Origin of the sequence: Mycobacterium marinum (genome assembly GCF_003391395.1) — a bacterium.
Taxonomy (GTDB): Bacteria; Actinomycetota; Actinomycetes; order Mycobacteriales; family Mycobacteriaceae; genus Mycobacterium; species Mycobacterium marinum.
In genome coordinates, this window is record NZ_CP024190.1 from 438,374 (window position 1) to 454,647 (window position 16,274).

The window sequence follows — 16,274 nt, forward strand, 5'->3', positions numbered from 1 at the left end:
CCAGACGCGGTGTCGGCGCGATGCGCGCGGTATCGCGCCGGGCCTGGCAGGGCCTGGCACTGCTGATGGTGGCGCTGGTCCTGAGCTCCTGTGGCTGGCGTGGCATCTCCAATGTCGCGATCCCGGGTGCGCCGGGGACCGGCAAGGGGTCTTACACCGTTTATGTGCAGGTGCCCGACACCCTGGCGATCAACGGCAACAGCAAGGTGATGGTTGCCGACGTGCCCGTAGGGTCGATTCGCAACATCCAGCTCAAGAACTGGGTGGCGACCCTGACGTTGGGCATCGACCAGGGCGTCAAGCTGCCCAAGAACGCGCTCGCCAAGATCGGCCAGACCAGTTTGCTGGGTTCCCAGCACGTTGAGTTGGCCGCACCGCCCAACCCGTCGTCGCAGCTACTCAAGAACGGCGACACCATCCCGCTGAAGAATTCCTCGGCGTACCCGAATACCGAGCAAACGCTGGCCAGCATCTCGCTGATCCTGCGCGGCGGCGGCATCCCCAACCTGGAAGTGCTGCAAAACGAGGTCTACGACATCTTCCACGGGCGCGGTGATCAGATCCGGGGCTTCCTCACCAGGCTTGACACGTTCACGCGGCAGCTCAACGAGCAACGCGATGACATCACTCACGCCATCGACTCCACCAACCGACTGATGGCCTACGTGGGCGGCCGGGCCGACGTGGTGGATCGCGCGCTGACCGATCTGCCGCCGCTGATCAAGCATTTCGCTGACACCCGCGATCTGCTGATCAACGCCGTGAACTCGGTGGGACAGCTCAGCGACGTCACCGGCCGCTACCTGTCGGAGGCGCGGGGCAACCTGCACACCGATCTGCAGTCGTTGCAGTGTCCGCTCAAGGAACTCGGTCGCGGCTCGCAGTACCTGATCGGGGCCCTGAAGCTGATCCTTACCCAGCCGTTCGACATCGACGCCGTGCCGAAGATCTTCCGCGGTGACTATCAGAACGTCTCGGCTACCCTGGACGTCACGTTCAGCGCCATGGACAACGCGGTGCTCACCGGTACCGGCTTCTCCGGCGCGCTGCGCGCCCTGGAGCAGTCGTTCGGCCGTGACCCGGAGACGATGATTCCCGACGTCCGGTACACCCCGAACCCGAACGACGCACCCGGCGGTCCGCTGGTGGAAAGGGGTGACAGGCAGTGCTGACTCCATTCATCAAGCGCCAGCTGATCATGTTCGGGACGCTGACCGTCCTATCGCTGCTGGTCCTGGGCGTCTACTACTTGCAGATCCCGGCGTTGCTGGGGGTGGGGCGCTACCCGCTCAAGGCCGAGCTGCCGGCCTCGGGTGGTTTGTATCCCACGGCCAACGTCACCTATCGCGGCATCACGATCGGCAAGGTGACCGGCGTCGAACCCACGGCAACCGGTGTCGAAGCCACGATGAGCATCGACAGCCGCTACAAGATCCCGGTCGACGCCTCCGCCAACGTGCATTCGGTGTCGGCGGTCGGTGAGCAGTACCTGGACCTGGTGTCCAGCGGCGCCCCCGCGAAGTTCCTCTCGCCCGGGCAGACCATCACCAAGGGAACGGTACCCAGCGAAATCGGTCCGGCGCTGGACACCGCCAACCGCGGGCTCGAGGTGCTGCCGGCAGACAAGATCCCGGTGCTGCTCGATGAGACCGCGCAAGCGGTCGGCGGCTTGGGGCCCGCCCTGCAGCGGCTGGTCGACGCCACGCAGGCGATCGTCGGGGACTTCCACACCCAGATCAACGACGTCAACGACATCATCCAGAACTCGGGCCCGATCCTGGACAGTCAGGTCAACTCGGGCGATGCGATCTCGCGCTGGGCGCACAACCTCAACGTCCTGGCCACCCAGACGGCCGAGCGGGACCAGAACGTGAAGAGCATCCTTTCTCAAGCCGCGCCCACCGCCGACCAGCTCAACTCGGTCTTCAGCGACGTGCGCGACTCGCTGCCGCAGACGCTGGCGAACCTGGAAGTGGTGTTTGACCTGCTCAAGCGCTACCACAAGGGCCTAGAGCAGGTGCTGGTATTCCTGCCGCAGGGTGCCTCGATCGCCCAGACGGTGGCCGCGCCATTCCCGAACATGGCCGCCCTGGACATGGCGCTGGCGATCAACCAGCCACCACCCTGTCTGACCGGCTTCATCCCGGCCGAGCAGTGGCGTTCCTTCGCCGACACCAGCCTGCAGCCGCTGCCTAAGGGCACCTACTGCAAGATTCCGATGGACACGCCGGCCAACAGTGTGCGCGGCTCCCGCAACATCCCGTGTGTGGACGTCCCCGGCAAGCGGGCAGCGACCCCGCGTGAGTGCCGTGACCCCAAGCCGTACGTTCCGGCGGGTACCAACCCGTGGTACGGCGACCCCAACCAGCTGCTGACCTGCCCGGCGCCCGGCGCGCGCTGCGACCAGCCGGTTAAGCCCGGCCTGGTGGCGCAGGCGCCATCGGTGAACAACGGGATGAACCCGGCACCGGCGGACAAGCTGCCTCCGGGCGGAACGCCACCTCCGATCAGCGATCCGCTGCAGCGACCGGGATCGGGTACGGTGCAGTGCAACGGCCAGCAGCCCAACCCGTGTGTCTACACTCCGGGCCCCCCGACGGCTGTCTACAGTCCCCAGAGCGGTGAACTGGTAGGGCCCGACGGAGTCAAATACTCCGTCGAAAACTCGACCAAAACAGGAGACGACGGATGGAAGGAGATGCTGGCGCCAGCCGGCTGAACCCCACCGACGCGGATGATTCGTTGCGTACCGAGGCGACAGCTGAGGATTCGTCGGAATCTGAGGCCGAAGCCGTACAGATCAGTCACGACGTGACGACCGAGGATTCAGCGGAATCCGAGGCCGCACCGGATTCGACTGACCAACCGGAACCCGAGGCCGCGGCCGAACCCGAGGCCGCGGCCGAATCGGACGACGCTGCCCAAGAGCAAGCCGATGACACCGAGCAGTCCGGCGATGGCCAGGCTGTCGAGCCCGGTGTCGAGCGCAGACCTTCGCGGCTGGGGCGGGGCTGGCTGGTGGGCATCAGCGCGGTCCTGCTGTTGGCCGCCGGTGGCATCGGCGCCGGCGGCTACCTGGCGCTGCGTTCGCACCAGGAGAGCCAGGTGATTGCGCGCAACGATGCGGCGGCCCTGGAGGCGGCGAAGGATTGTGTCGCGGCTACCCAGGCCCCCGACACCAGCGCCATGGCCGCCAGTGAGCAGAAGATCATCGATTGCGGCACCGATCAGTACCGCTCTCAGGCCGTGCTCTACAGCAGCATGCTGGTGCAGGCCTACCAGGCCGCCAACGTGCACGTGCAACTGACCGACATGCGTGCAGCCGTTGAGCGCAACAACCCGGACGGCTCGGTGGACGTGCTGGTCGCGCTGCGCGTCAAGATGTCCAACGATCAGGACCAGAATCAGGAGACCGGCTACCGGCTGCGGGTGCGGATGACGCCCACCGAAGGGCAGTACAAGATCTCCAAGCTTGATCAGGTGGCGAAGTGACGGTGGTGGTCGACAAGATCGAGACCACGGACGTCGTCGCAGAGTTACCCCAGAAGGTTCTCGCCCCCTGGCATCTGCGGCTGGGAGCCTTCGCCGTCGACGTGCTGTCCGGTGCCGCCGTGGTGGCCACGTTGGGGCTGGTCGCCGAGACTGTGCCGCCGGACAGCGTCTGGTGGTGGGTGTGCGTCTCCCTTCTGGCGCTGGTCGTTTTGGTCATGGCGGCCAACCGGCTGCTGCTGCCGCCGATCCTTGGCTGGAGCTTGGGACGGGCCCTGTGCGGAATCACGGTGGTGCGCCGCGACAGCCACGACGGCGATGATGCCCTTGGACCGTGGCTGCTGCTGGTCAGAGACCTGGCTCACCTGCTGGATACCCTTCCGCTGTTGATCGGGTGGCTGTGGCCGCTGTGGGACTCTCGGCGGCGCACGTTCGCCGACCTGCTGCTACGCACCGAGGTTCGCTACCGCGATCCCGAGCAGCGCCCGGCCCACGTCAGGCAGTGGACGGTGGCGGCGTTGCTCACCGCCGCGGCGCTGTGCGTCGGCGGCTCCGCGCTGAGCTACGGCCTGGTCTACGGCAGGGACCAGGCGACCGATCAAACCCGCGCGGAGATCGCGACGCAGGGGCCGAAGATCGTCGCACAGATGCTGACCTACGACCCGAGCACGCTGCAAGAGGACTTCGCCCGCGCCCGGTCGCTGACCACCGACAAGTACCGCGAGCAGTTGGCCGTTCAGCAGGAGACCGTGGCCAAGGGACACCCCGTCCTCAACGAGTATTGGGTGACCGACAGCTCGATACAGGCGGCGACGCCCGATCACGCCACCATGTTGATGTTCATGCAGGGCCGTCGAGGCAGCCCACCCGAGATCCGCTACATCAGCGCAACCGTGCGGGTGAGCTTCGCCAAAGACGGGGCCAACCAGTGGCGGGTGGACGATCTCACCGTCCTGACCAAGCCCAAACCCCCTGGGAATGGGAAATGAGTCCGCGGCGCAAGTTTGTTCCCGGCGAGGCCTCGTTACTGGTTGCGTCCTATCCGGAGGTGCCGAAACGACAGTGGGGGCTGCCACTGGCGGCCACCGCCGCCGCCGTGCTGATGGCGGCGGCGATCACCGTGTGCAGTCTGATGTTCGCCTCGCACGTCTCGCGCTACCACGCCGCCAGGAAAGACCATGAGGTGGTCAACTCGGTGAAGTCGTTCATGAGCGAGTTCACCTCCGTCGATCCGTATCACGCCAACGAGTACATCGAGGGCATACTGGCGCACGCGACCGGCGATTTCGCCAAGCAGTACCGCGAAAAGGCGAACGAGATCCTGATACAGATCGCCCGTGCCGAGCCGGCCACCGGCACCGTGCTGGATGCCGGCGTGGAGCGGTGGAATGACGATGGCAGCGCCAACGTGCTGGTGGCTACCGAGGTGACCTCCAAGTCACCGGATGGCAAACAGGTCTTTGAGAACACGAATCGCTGGGCTGCCACGGCAAAGTGGGAAGGGAATCAGTGGAAGATCAGCAACCTGCTGCAGGTGATCTGACCGACGCCGTCTCCGACGGCGAGACCGAGGCTGCTGCCGCGGCATCCGACGACGAAGCTCAACCGGACGAGGCCGTCCAGACGCCGGCCGCCGAGGCCGAGCCCGCCGAGGGGGCCGCTGACGACGAGGCCACGACCGATTCCGTGGAAGACACGGGCGAAGCCAGCGCCGACTCCACCGACCCGGATACGGATTCGGAAGCGGATGCGGAAGCGGATGGCGCGAAGGGCAAGGCCGCGGCCCGCCGGGCCCGCCCCAAGAGACTGACCGGCCGTCGGCTAGCGGCGGTGGGCGCGGCGATCACTGCGCTGCTCTTTGTGGGTTCCGCGGCATTCGCGGGTGCCGCCGTGCAGCCCTACCTGGCCGATCGGGCGGTGGTGGCGATCAAGCTCAACGTGGCCCGCACCGCCGCGAACGCGATCACCACGTTGTGGACCTACAACCCCGAGAACATGGATGGCCTGCCCGATCGCGCCGCGACCTATCTCAGTGGCGACTTCGGAGCCCAGTACCGCAAGTTCGTCGACACCATCGTGGCGCCCAACAAGCAGGCCAAGATCACCAACAACACCGAGGTCACCGGGGTAGCGGTGGAATCGCTGGATGGCCCGAACGCCATCGCGATTGTCTACACCAACACCACGACGACCAGCCCGCTCACCAAGAACATCCCGTCGATGAAGTACCTGTCCTATCGGCTGATCATGAAGCGGGACCGGTCCCGCTGGTTCGTGACCCGGATGACGACCATCACCTCACTGGACCTGACACCGCGGGTCTAGTCCACCCGCGGCTGACCGACGGCCGACGGTGAACGTGAACGTGACGGCCAGGTGCTGGCGCGGCGGGCTAGTTGAACGCGAGCCAGCTGGGCAGCGCCCGCTCGTGTGAATCGCACAGGACCTGGCGGGTGTCACACGAGCCTTTCGGTGCTCCCGCCCCGGCCCACATGCCCCCGGTGTCGCGGCGCAACACGATCGCGGATGACCCACCGCCGTCGAGCAGGATGGCAGTGTCGCTGCCCAGGCCTCGGAACAGGTCCTGGATGTTGTCCGGGGTGTAGCTGCCGCCCTCAAAGATGTACATCTCGTCTTTCGGCTTGGAGTAGGCAAGGGCCGTCCGCGCCGCACTGGGGCCGCCGTCGTGCAGCTGTCCGATATCGCCGGGGGACAGCAGGCCGATGCCCGCGACCGCGACGAATTTCGCATTCTTGTTGAGCAGATCCTGGATCACCGGGGTGGCGAGGTCGTAGTCCTGCCTACCCTTGGGGCGCAACACATATGGTGCGCCGCCGACCGGAATGATCATGGTCGTCAGGGACGTCCAAACCTCATTTCCGCCGGACAGTCCCTGCTTGCCCGCGTAGGCGACGGTGCCGGTCACGGCCTGGTTGGCGCGTCCCATCCCGTGGGTGTTGTCCACGAAGGCGCCCAGCGGCGAACTGCAACCCGTGGTCCGCCACGAACCGCCCTTTTGCCCCCGCACGTCGAAGAAATTGGCGTTGATGGCAATGGTCGGCTGTCCCATCCGCTGCCACGCCTGAAGTGGCGGGTAGATCTCCGACGCCTGCCATAGCCCTTCGCTGGTGCGGGCCCCCGGGTTGCGCTCGCAGCGGGCCTGGTCGCCGGTGTGCGTGTCAACCAACAGATGCGGCTGCAACCGCTGCGATGCATTCTTGATGATCATCAGATGCCCGCCATTGTTCATCTCATACCAATGGCCGGCCCCGTTGAGCAGCGGCATGGGATGGCCACCGCCGAAGTTGTAGACCAGATAGGAGCCCCGGGTGGTGGCAATGGCGTGCTCGAGCATCTCGCGTCCGTCAGCGGCGCGGGCCAGCGGCCGTCCTGTGGTGGTGGCCAACGTCGCGCACACCGCCAGGACGGCAAAGCAGGCCGTGAGTCGGCGCAGGCTGGCAAATGCCGTCAGCACGAGGTAGCCCTTTCGGCCCAGGTCGAGGAGCAACCCCCCTAGCATCAGACACATCCGCCCCACTGTCAACAAAAGTCACAGCGGGGTGACGGCACGGCCGCACCCTAATTACGTTTCCTCGCTTAAGCTTTCAGTTGAATCACGGTCGCGGGCGCGCTCCTTGGCCTGATGCTGCGCTTGGTGCTCCGCCGCAATCGCCATCTCCACCGCGCCGGGAATCCGGTGGAAGCCCTTGCGGTCATAGAGGTGGGTGGTGAGGCCACCTAGCAACAGGCCGATGACCAGGCCGATCGCCGTCATCAACAGCGCGTGCGACAACCCGGATTCCGGTTGACCGTTGAGATACAACAGCGATCGCACGCCCAGAAATACCTGGTGCATCGGCTCGAATTTGGCCAGCCAGCGGAAGAACGGCGGCACCGCCTCCAGTGGGACCGTGGCGCCGGCCGACGGCAGGCCGAGGATGACAAAGACCAGCATGCTGGCCAGCAGGCCCATGGAGCCCAGCACCGCGATCAGCGAACTGGACGTCACGCCCACCGCGGTGATCGCGAACACCCCGTACAGCCATAACTTCCAGCCCGCCGGAATGGGCATGCCGAGCCCATGGGCGATGGCCATATAGACCGCCGAGGTGAGCAATGCCAGCACCGTCATCAATCCCCACTTGAGCAACAGGGTGCGGAATCGCGAGATGTTGACCTGCTCGGCGAAGCGGTAGACGGGGCCGAACTCGGCCGGCACGTATCCCAGTAGTGAGTCCACCAAGGTGCTCACCACGATGCTGCCGGTGAAGCCGGCCAGCAGCAGCAACAGTGCGTAATAGAAGGCCGACAAGCCGTTGCCGGTCCCGTTGGGCAGCGGGTTGTACACGGTGGTCTTGACGTCGATGGGGCTGGCCAGCCCGAGCGCCGATGCGCCGGACAGTGGCGCGCCGCCGGTCTGCGCCGCCACCTCGGCCGTAACACGTTCGCCGACTTTGCTATTGGCGGCCGCCATCGCCTGCGTCAGGGTCTGGCCGGCGATGCTGGCGCCCAGGGTGCCGGCACGCGGATTGGTGGAGATGGTGATCACGGGCCGGTCGGTGGAACCGGGCTGGACCGCGCTTACCGCGAAGTCGCGCAGCTGGGAGGAGAAGGTCGGCGGTATTACCGCCGAGCCGTAGACCTGGGCCCGGTCCAGCAGCCGTTGGGCCTGTTCGTGGTCGACCACCCGGACATCGAATTTGTTCTTGTCCAATCCGGCGACGATGCCGTCGACAATCTGCTTGCCGGCGGGCCCGGCGTCCTCGTTGACCAAGGCGATGGGGAACTGGCGCAGATTGGTGGTCGGGTTCAGGATTCCGCCCAGGTACAGCGCCGCCAGCGCGGACATCAGGGCCAGGGTGATGACGACCGGCGCCGTCCAGAACCGCACGGTCCGAAGCGACTTGATACTTCGCTTGGGGTTCGGCGCCGCATGGCGCGGCTGCGATTGAGACATGTGGGCTCCTGTCTGTCGTGCCCACTCTATGTGGCCTTGCTGGATATCCTCAGCTGCCCAGGATCGAGCGCATCTCCCAGATCAATACCTCCGCGGGCGCATGCGCGCTCAGGCGCGGCGCCTCGACGCCGGTGAAGCGGACCGCATCTCCGGTGCTCACATCACCGAATGAATCTAGTCCGAGCCGTCCCCGGGCAACGAATAAGTGCAGGTAGGCGGCTGACGGCAGGTCAATGGTGTCGCCCGGGCGCAACCGCGCACAATGCAGCGCGGCATGGCGGTTGTGCAGGGTGATCGCGGCGTCCTGGCCGGGGATACCCGAGGCGACGGTGACCAGGCCGCCGTCGAACAGCCGGTGATCGATTTCACGCTGTTGGTAGCTCGGTGTGATGCCCGTCTCGTCGGGCGCGACCCACATCTGCACGAAGTGCACCGGCTGTGACTGCGAATCGTTGGTCTCCGAATGCAGGATTCCGCTGCCCGCCGACATGCGTTGGGCCAGGCCGGGATAGATCACGCCGTGATTGCCCGTGGAGTCCCGGTGTGTCAGTTCGCCTTCGAGTACCCAGGTCACGATTTCCATGTCCCGATGCGGGTGCGTGTCGAAGCCGCTTCGGGGTTGCACCACGTCATCGTTGCTGACCAGCAGCAAGCCGTGGTGGGTGTTGTCGGGGTCGTAGTGGTCGCCGAACGAGAACGAATGTTTGGACGTCAGCCAGGATGTGGTGGTGACGGCCCGGTCGGCCGCGCGCCGAATCTGCACGGTGGCGGGCATGGTCTCCACAGTAATCCGGTGCAGGGGCCCCGCGCGTCCGCCCCGCATCGTGCGTCGAATCAATTTGTTGCCGTGGATGATTCAGATTCACTTCAGTCGAACCGCCCTTCCTTCCGGTGAACGCGTGCTGCCGCAGCGCCGCGGGAATGGCATCAATATCGTTTGCTGCCCGACGGTTTGGCCGGCGATGCGCCCGACGCTAGCGGCGCGTTGGGCGCTGCGATCCGGAGCCGGGGAAGGTGGCGGTCGCGAGTTGGAGGATCTCGTCACGGTCGGTCGACAAGATGAATCCGCTTTCGATTGCCCGGTCCAGCGCGGCGCTGAAGTTGTCGAGATACTGTTGCGCTCCGCCCGGATAGAGCCGGTCCAAGGTGGCGGCGTCGAATGGTTCGCCGGAGCCGAAGATGGCGGCCATGATGCTGTCCTGGGCGCCGTGGCCGGATGTCCGTGCGATCGGCACATCCACCCACGGGGTTCGGATGCCGTCGGTGGCCAGGCCGTTGCGATCCAGCACGGGCCGGGGCAGATCGCTGTCGTGCATCGCGATGCGAGCCGCGTGGGGCGCCGGCTCGCCGGTGCGGACCCAGGAGCTCAGCGCGCTCACCGCCGCCTGAACCACGTAGTGGTGCTGCGGCGCAAAGTTGATGTAGTAGTCAAGTTGGCGCCCCATCAGGGTGTCGGTCGGCGCGTAGGCGGCCACGATCGCGTCCAGCGGCGCGTCGCCGGTGTCGATCGGTGCGACCTGGATCGTGTAGTTGTCGGCATGAGCGGCCCCGGGAATCTCCCAGACCCGCAGCCACTGATTGTCGGGCTGATGCGCGTAGACGTAACCCTGGCGCACACCCCCGAACAGGTCGGTTTCGGTGATGATCGTGATCAGTGGGACCCGAAGATCCGGACGGAAGGTGACCGCTTGTGGTGTTTCGGATTCCTCGAATACGGAGCCGCCGTCCAGCGGTGCGGCGGACGCGAATCGCGAATGCACGAGGAATCCGTCGTAGATCTCGGCCAGCGGGTCGACGGCATTGATGTAGGTCGTCAAGAACATCGCCGATTGGGACTCGCCCATGGCCACCAGGTGTTGTAGGCGCAGACCGCGCAGCAGGTCACGACGATCGGCATCCCGGAGCAGTCCGCCGGCCTGGGAGAAGATGTCGTAGCAGAAGGCGTCGCCGGGGTGGTGCAGGGATCGGTAGCGCGGTGGGTCTTGGTTCTTGAGTGACAGGTCCGCGCCAAGCAGGCTGGGGCCACCTTCGACGCCGACCCGTTGGGCCGAGATCGCACCGTAGGCGTATCCGGCGCGAACAATTTCGCGATGCGCCATCATCCATACCGCTGGAGCGTCGATGCCGCCGCTGACGTTGAGCCATTCCAGCAGCACCGTGCCGTTGAACCTGGCCGGATCCGCCGGAGTCAGCACCACCATCCGGGTCGTGTAATCGGCGGTCTCCGCCGGTATTACGTCCCAACGGCCATCGGCGCCGAGCTCGGCCGCGGGGACATAGGAATGCGCGGTTCCGGAAACGAAGAACTCCTCGGCGACGTAGCCCAGCCCGCCCAAATCGAAGGCGCCCAACAGCAGCGCCGGCTTGCCGGGCACGGGCGCGACGCGCAACGAACCGGCCATCGTCAAATCGAAGCCGGCAGGCCGAATTTCGGGAACAGTGAGCCGTCCAGGAAGGCCGTCACATGTGACACTCGGCCGTCAACCATATCCAGCACATGCAACTGAAAAGGCACATGGGTCTCACCCGCCCGCATGTACATGGCCGCGGCGGGCTGGCCGTTGGCGACCAACGGAATGAGTCGCATATCGCCGGGACATTCGGCCGGGCACTGCTGGTGAATGAGCGTGATGATGTCGCGCGCGCCCTGATACCAGCCGGCGTAGGGGGGCATCTCCCAGATCGCCTCGGCGGTGAATATCTCCACCAGCCGGTCGATGTCGTAGGCCTCGAATGCGGCGATGTAGCGAGTCAGCAGGTCTTGGGCTTCCGGCGAATCGGGTGCGACCAGTCCGTCATCGACACTGGGCTGGGCGGTCTCGAGCTGTGCCCGGGCCCGTTGCAGCAGGCTGTTCACGGCGACGGTGGTCGTGCCGATCGCTTCGGCCACCTCGGCGGCCTTCCATTGCAGCACGTCTCGCAACAGCAGCACCGCTCGTTGCCGGGGAGACAGATGCTGCAACGCGGCGACGAAGGCCAACCGGACCGATTCCCGGGAGCCGACGATCACCGATGGATCCGCCGGATCGGCCATCAAATCGGGCAACGGCTCGAGCCAGGGCACCTCGGCGCGCTCGACCAGCGGTGCCGTCGGATCCGAACCCGAGGCCGCCAGCCCCGTCGGCAAGGGCCTGCGTTGCCGACCCTCCAACGCGCTCAGGCAGGTGTTGGTGGCGATCCGATGCAGCCAGGTCCGCAGCGAGGACTTTCCCTCGAAGCGGTGGTAAGACTTCCACGCCCGCAGCAGCGTCTCCTGCACCAGATCCTCGGCGTCATGTACTGACCCGGTCATCCGGTAGCAGTGCGCCAGCAACTCACGCCGGTAGGGCTCGGCGTGGACAGCGAATTCGTCGCCGGCCGGCCGCTCGCGTTCGGCGGTGGGGGCGGTGAAGTTCGCTATGGAGTTCTGCGTGGAGTTCCCGGCGAGCGCACTCACGTCAATGAGCCTACGCAGAGTCGCTGACATTCCCAGTCCTCGAGCAACTACGCTGCCGGTAATGAATACGACCCGCACTGAACGGACCTTCGACGGTGTCGGCGGCGTGCACATCGTCTACGACGTCTGGACGCCGGATACCGCGCCGAAGGCGGTCGTCGTGCTGGCGCACGGGCTGGGTGAGCATGCCCGCCGTTACGATCACGTCGCCCAACGGTTGGGAGCGGCCGGGCTGGTCACCTATGCCCTTGACCACCGTGGCCACGGCCGCTCCGGCGGCAAGCGGGTGCTGGTTCGAGACATCTCCGAGTACACCGCCGACTTCGACACCCTCGTGGGCATCGCCACCCGGGACAACCCGGGCCTGAAGTGCATCGTGCTCGGACACAGCATGGGCGGCGGGATCGTGTTCGCCTACGGCGTCGAGCGCCCGGACAACTACGACCTGATGGTGCTCTCGGCGCCGGCGGTGGCGGCCCAGGATCTGGTGTCACCGGTGATCGCGGCGGCCGCCAAAGTTCTTGGCGTGGTGGTGCCCGGGCTGCCGGTACAGGAACTGGACTTCACCGCCATATCCCGCGATCCGGAGGTGGTGGCGGCCTACCAGAACGATCCGCAGGTCTACCACGGTCGAGTCCCGGCCGGAATCGGTCGGGCGCTGCTGCAGGTGGGGGAGACCATGCCCCGGCGGGCTCCAGCCTTGACGGCGCCGCTGCTGGTGATACACGGCACCGATGACCGTTTGATTCCTATCGAGGGCAGTCGTCGCCTGGTTGAACATGTCGGATCCGGCGACGTCGAACTCAAGGAGTATCCCGGGCTCTACCACGAGGCCTTCAACGAGCCGGAGCGTGATCAGGTGCTCGACGATGTGGTCTCCTGGATCACTGCGCGGCTGTAAACCGCATGGACCCGGAAAAGTCGGAGCACGTCCGTAGTTTGGCGCCATGACCGACGACAAGATGCTGGCCCGTATCGCGGCCCTGCTGCGTCAGGCCGAAGGCACCGACAACACCCACGAAGCCGATGCTTTCATGAGCGCTGCCCAACGGCTGGCCACCGCGGCCTCCATCGACCTGGCCGTGGCCCGCTCTCATTCGGCCCACCGATCCGCCGCTTCGGCGCCGACCCAGCGCACCATCACCATCGGGACGGCGGGCACCCGCGGTCTGCGGACCTATGCCCAGTTGTTCGTGCTCATCGGCGCGGCAAATGACGTGCGTTGTGACATCGCAACGAATTCGACGTTCCTCTACGCCTATGGGTTCACCGAGGACATCGATGCGACCCACGCGCTGTACGCCAGCCTGGTAGTCCAGATGGTGCGGGCGTCGGATAGCTATCTGGCCACGGGCGCGCACCGGCCCACCCCGACGATCACCGCCCGGCTCAACTTTCAATTGGCGTTCGGGGCGCGGGTCGGTCAGCGCCTGGCCGAGGCGCGCGAGCAGGCGAAGACCGAAGTTGCCATGGACCGAAGCCGGGCGCCGGGCACCGAGATCGCGCTGCGGGACAAGGAACTTGAATTGCGCGACCATTACCGCAGTGCGTCGCAGGCGCGTGGTACCTGGCGGGCCACCAGGGCCTCTGCCGGGTATTCATCGGCGGCGCGGCGCGCGGGCGACCGGGCCGGGCGCCAGGCGCGGCTCGGGCAAAGCCCCGAACTGCCCGGGGCGAGGACCGCCCTGGATCGGTGACAGCGGCGGAGTCGTCCAACAGGGACTTCCAGCGTGCCAAGGTGTACGCGGCCGAGGAGTTCGTCCGGACCCTGTTCGATCGTGCCGCCGAACACGGCACACCCAGCGTGGAGTTCTTCGGAACGCAGTTGACACTGCCGCCGGAAGGCCGGTTTGCGTCGGTGTCGTCGGTGCAGAGTTATGTCGATTCCGTGCTGGGGCTGCCCGCGGTGCGGCAACGCTGGCCCGCCGTGTCAACGCTGCGGGTGCGGGCGCGCCAGGCGGCCACCGCGGCGCACTACGAAAACCGCGGTGGCGTGGGAACCATTGCTGTTCCCGGCGCTGGTCCCGGCCGTGGCGCCGGCGATTGGGCGATGCGCGAGCTGGTGGTGCTGCATGAAGTGGCGCATCATCTGTGTCAGGTGCCGCCGCCGCACGGCCCGGAGTTCGTGGCGACGATGTGCACCCTGGCCGAGTTGGTGATGGGGCCCGAACTCGGTCACGTGCTGCGGGTTGTGTACGCGAAAGAGGGTGTGCGGTGAGTTCGTCGGGCCAGGATGCCCCCGCTGACGTCCGTGCCCGCCAAGTTGAGTCCGAAATGACCGACGAGGAGCGCTTCTCGCTGTTGCTGGGCGTGATGGGGGCCGGCGACCTGTGGCCGCTGCGTGATGAACGCATACCCGCGGACGTGCCGATGTCTGCCGGGTACGTGCCGGGGATTGCGCGGCTCGGGGTGCCGGCGTTGCTGATGAGCGATGCCGGCCTGGGCGTCACCAATCCCGGGTATCGCCCCGGTGACACCGCCACCGCATTGCCGGCCGGACTTGCGCTGGCGGCCAGTTTCAACCCTGCGCTCGCCCGTAGCGCGGGTGAAGTGATCGGTCGCGAGGCCCGCAGCCGCGGGTTCAACGTCCAATTGGCGGGAGCGATGAACCTGGCTCGTGACCCGCGCAACGGGCGCAACTTCGAATATCTTTCCGAGGACCCGTTTTTGACGGCGGCCATGGTCGCAGAGTCGATCATCGGCATCCAGCAACAGGGTGTCATCTCAACGGTCAAGCACTATTCGTTGAACTGCAATGAGACCAACCGGCACTGGTTGGATGCCGTCATCGATCCCGATGCCCACCGCGAATCGGACTTGCTGGCCTTTGAGATTGCCATCGAACGCGCCCAGCCCGGCGCGGTGATGGCGGCGTACAACAAAGTCAACGGTGTATATGCCGCCGCCAACGGGGAGTTGATCAATGAGGTGCTCAAAGGGGCCTGGGGATATCGCGGTTGGGTGATGTCGGACTGGGGCGGCACGCCGGGATGGGAGTGCGCGCTGGGTGGCCTGGATCAGGAGTGCGGCGCCCAGATCGATGCGATCCTTTGGCAATCAGAGGCATTCGGCGATCCGCTGCGGGCCGCGTACCACGAGGGGCGGCTTCCCAAAGCTCGCCTCTCGGAGATGGTCCGACGCATCCTGCGGTCGATGTTCGCGGTCGGTGTCGATCGCTGGGAGCCGGCACCGGCGCCCGACATGGATGCCCACGACGAGGTCGCCGCTGAGATCGCACGCCAGGGAATTGTGCTGCTGCAGAACAGGGGAGTGCTACCGCTGACGCCGGCGCCGGGCACCCGCATCGCCGTCATCGGCGGCTACGCGCAGCTTGGAGTGGTGGCCGGCTACGGCTCCAGCGCTGTGGTTCCCCCCGGCGGCTACGCCGAGGTGATTCCGATCGGCGGGGCAGGACTGACGGCGGGCGTGCGCAACCTCTATCTGCTTGGGTCAAGCCCGCTCGATGAGTTGCGTACCCAGTTTGGCAACGCTGAGCTCGAATTCGATCCGGGGATCAACCCAGCGGAGGCGGTGGCGGTGGCCCGGCGGGCCGACGTCGCGGTGGTATTCGCAATCCGGGCCGAGGGCGAAGGCTTCGACAGCGCCGACTTGACGCTGCCGTGGGGGCAGGACGCGGTGATCAGTGCGGTGGCGGCGGCAAACCCGAACACGGTGGTCGTGCTCGAGACCGGCAACCCGGCGGCCATGCCGTGGCAAGACTCGGTGAACGCGATCGTGCAGGCCTGGTATCCGGGCCAGGCGGGTGCCCGGGTCATCGCGGAAGTCCTGGCCGGCCGGGTGAATCCGTGCGGGCGGCTGCCGATCACGTTTCCGGTCGGCCTCGGCCAGACACCGCGCCCGGATCTCCCCGGCTACGGGGCGCCGGTGGGAGCACCGATGCGCATCCACTACCGCGAGGGCGCCGACATCGGCTACCGCTGGTTCGCTACCACCGGAGAGGTTCCGAACTTCGCGTTCGGGCATGGGCTGACCTACACCAGTTTCGACTATCGGGACCTGGTGGTCAGCGGCGGCGACACGGTGACGGTCACGTTCGGGGTTGCCAACACCGGCGATCGAAGCGGGGCGGATGTCCCGCAGGTGTACCTGACCGCGGTCACCGGCGAGCCGCGGCTGCGGCTATTGGGGTTTGAGCGAGTTGAACTCGAGCCGGGCCAGTCGTGTGCCGTGGAGATCGTTGCCGATCCACGACTGCTGGCCTGCTACGACGGGGCCGCCGGGTGCTGGCGCATCGAGGCGGGCAGCTACACGGTCGCGGTGGGTGCCTCGGCGGTTGCGCTGAGCGCGGTGGCCGAGGTGGAGCTGGCCGGCCGGACATTCGGACGCTGATCGCCGGAATCGACGAGTTCCCGGGATCCGGCCGGCCCCTCA

15 protein-coding genes are annotated in these 16,274 nt (G+C 66.4%); 10 read left to right on the top strand and 5 right to left on the bottom strand.

Annotated features, from left to right (window positions below; all coding sequences use genetic code 11):
- The first annotated feature begins 20 nt into the window (after positions 1-20).
- From CCUG20998_RS01930 to CCUG20998_RS01955, 6 genes are read left to right on the top strand one after another with little or no spacing between them, the layout of a single operon-like run.
- Positions 21-1,172 carry a virulence factor Mce family protein gene (locus CCUG20998_RS01930; RefSeq protein WP_036451768.1) on the top strand — a complete coding sequence of 384 codons (1,152 nt, stop codon included), beginning with the start codon at positions 21-23 and terminating at the stop codon, positions 1,170-1,172.
- On the top strand, positions 1,166-2,719 hold the full coding sequence (locus CCUG20998_RS01935; protein ID WP_020731471.1) for an MCE family protein: 1,554 nt from the start codon (positions 1,166-1,168) through the stop codon (positions 2,717-2,719). Before CCUG20998_RS01930 ends, CCUG20998_RS01935 begins: the two co-directional genes overlap by 7 nt.
- A complete protein-coding gene (locus CCUG20998_RS01940) occupies positions 2,689-3,492 on the top strand; it encodes a hypothetical protein (RefSeq protein WP_020731472.1) in 804 nt (267 codons plus the stop codon). Before CCUG20998_RS01935 ends, CCUG20998_RS01940 begins: the two co-directional genes overlap by 31 nt.
- Complete coding sequence (locus CCUG20998_RS01945) at positions 3,489-4,478, top strand: RDD family protein (RefSeq protein WP_020731473.1); 990 nt, start codon at positions 3,489-3,491, stop codon at positions 4,476-4,478. The genes CCUG20998_RS01940 and CCUG20998_RS01945 overlap by 4 nt, the downstream gene beginning before the upstream one ends.
- On the top strand, positions 4,475-5,032 hold the full coding sequence (locus tag CCUG20998_RS01950) for a hypothetical protein (protein ID WP_020731474.1): 558 nt from the start codon (positions 4,475-4,477) through the stop codon (positions 5,030-5,032). Before CCUG20998_RS01945 ends, CCUG20998_RS01950 begins: the two co-directional genes overlap by 4 nt.
- Entirely contained in the window at positions 4,999-5,814 is an 816-nt protein-coding gene (locus CCUG20998_RS01955; RefSeq protein WP_020731475.1) for a hypothetical protein, read from the top strand. The genes CCUG20998_RS01950 and CCUG20998_RS01955 overlap by 34 nt, the downstream gene beginning before the upstream one ends.
- A 67-nt stretch (positions 5,815-5,881) precedes the next feature.
- Here the strand turns inward: CCUG20998_RS01955 and CCUG20998_RS01960 are convergent, their stop codons facing one another.
- The 5 genes from CCUG20998_RS01960 to CCUG20998_RS01980 form a co-directional block, all read right to left on the bottom strand.
- Positions 5,882-7,009, bottom strand: coding sequence for a phosphodiester glycosidase family protein (locus tag CCUG20998_RS01960; protein WP_015354187.1), 1,128 nt, complete (start codon positions 7,007-7,009; stop codon positions 5,882-5,884).
- 63 nt (positions 7,010-7,072) lie between these two features.
- Positions 7,073-8,446 carry a YhgE/Pip domain-containing protein gene (locus tag CCUG20998_RS01965; RefSeq protein ID WP_020731476.1) on the bottom strand — a complete coding sequence of 458 codons (1,374 nt, stop codon included), beginning with the start codon at positions 8,444-8,446 and terminating at the stop codon, positions 7,073-7,075.
- A 49-nt stretch (positions 8,447-8,495) separates the two neighbouring features.
- The gene (locus CCUG20998_RS01970; protein WP_036457156.1) at positions 8,496-9,221 is read right to left on the bottom strand and encodes a pirin family protein; all 726 of its coding nucleotides are present in this window, start codon (positions 9,219-9,221) and stop codon (positions 8,496-8,498) included.
- A gap of 199 nt (positions 9,222-9,420) precedes the next feature.
- Positions 9,421-10,848 carry an alpha/beta hydrolase domain-containing protein gene (locus CCUG20998_RS01975; RefSeq protein WP_020731478.1) on the bottom strand — a complete coding sequence of 476 codons (1,428 nt, stop codon included), beginning with the start codon at positions 10,846-10,848 and terminating at the stop codon, positions 9,421-9,423.
- 2 nt (positions 10,849-10,850) lie between these two features.
- Positions 10,851-11,996: a sigma-70 family RNA polymerase sigma factor gene (locus CCUG20998_RS01980; protein WP_099052681.1), complete on the bottom strand. Its 1,146-nt coding sequence runs from the start codon at positions 11,994-11,996 to the stop codon at positions 10,851-10,853.
- Between CCUG20998_RS01980 and CCUG20998_RS01985 the strand changes: the two genes are divergently transcribed.
- From CCUG20998_RS01985 to CCUG20998_RS02000, 4 genes are read left to right on the top strand one after another with little or no spacing between them, the layout of a single operon-like run.
- Complete coding sequence (locus CCUG20998_RS01985; protein WP_020731480.1) at positions 11,944-12,783, top strand: alpha/beta hydrolase; 840 nt, start codon at positions 11,944-11,946, stop codon at positions 12,781-12,783. The genes CCUG20998_RS01980 and CCUG20998_RS01985 overlap by 53 nt on opposite strands.
- A 46-nt stretch (positions 12,784-12,829) precedes the next feature.
- Positions 12,830-13,579 carry a DUF2786 domain-containing protein gene (locus CCUG20998_RS01990; RefSeq protein WP_020731481.1) on the top strand — a complete coding sequence of 250 codons (750 nt, stop codon included), beginning with the start codon at positions 12,830-12,832 and terminating at the stop codon, positions 13,577-13,579.
- Entirely contained in the window at positions 13,576-14,100 is a 525-nt protein-coding gene (locus tag CCUG20998_RS01995) for a TIGR04338 family metallohydrolase (protein ID WP_020731482.1), read from the top strand. Before CCUG20998_RS01990 ends, CCUG20998_RS01995 begins: the two co-directional genes overlap by 4 nt.
- Before the next feature lie 56 nt (positions 14,101-14,156).
- Positions 14,157-16,232, top strand: coding sequence for a beta-glucosidase (locus CCUG20998_RS02000; RefSeq protein ID WP_036456947.1), 2,076 nt, complete (start codon positions 14,157-14,159; stop codon positions 16,230-16,232).
- Positions 16,233-16,274 lie beyond the last annotated feature (42 nt).

Bases quoted from the DNA above. Each gene is read 5' to 3' on its own strand.
- CCUG20998_RS01975 (WP_020731478.1), bottom strand. From the start codon at position 10,848: ATGGCCGGTTCGTTGCGCGTCGCGCCCGTGCCCGGCAAGCCGGCGCTG.
- CCUG20998_RS02000 (WP_036456947.1), top strand. From the start codon at position 14,157: ATGACCGACGAGGAGCGCTTCTCGCTGTTGCTGGGCGTGATGGGGGCC.
- CCUG20998_RS01965 (WP_020731476.1), bottom strand. From the start codon at position 8,446: ATGTCTCAATCGCAGCCGCGCCATGCGGCGCCGAACCCCAAGCGAAGT.
- CCUG20998_RS01985 (WP_020731480.1), top strand. From the start codon at position 11,944: ATGAATACGACCCGCACTGAACGGACCTTCGACGGTGTCGGCGGCGTG.
- CCUG20998_RS01960 (WP_015354187.1), bottom strand. From the start codon at position 7,009: ATGCTAGGGGGGTTGCTCCTCGACCTGGGCCGAAAGGGCTACCTCGTG.
- CCUG20998_RS01930 (WP_036451768.1), top strand. From the start codon at position 21: ATGCGCGCGGTATCGCGCCGGGCCTGGCAGGGCCTGGCACTGCTGATG.
- CCUG20998_RS01950 (WP_020731474.1), top strand. From the start codon at position 4,475: ATGAGTCCGCGGCGCAAGTTTGTTCCCGGCGAGGCCTCGTTACTGGTT.
- CCUG20998_RS01940 (WP_020731472.1), top strand. From the start codon at position 2,689: ATGGAAGGAGATGCTGGCGCCAGCCGGCTGAACCCCACCGACGCGGAT.
- CCUG20998_RS01980 (WP_099052681.1), bottom strand. From the start codon at position 11,996: ATGTGCACGCCGCCGACACCGTCGAAGGTCCGTTCAGTGCGGGTCGTA.
- CCUG20998_RS01970 (WP_036457156.1), bottom strand. From the start codon at position 9,221: ATGCCCGCCACCGTGCAGATTCGGCGCGCGGCCGACCGGGCCGTCACC.
- CCUG20998_RS01990 (WP_020731481.1), top strand. From the start codon at position 12,830: ATGACCGACGACAAGATGCTGGCCCGTATCGCGGCCCTGCTGCGTCAG.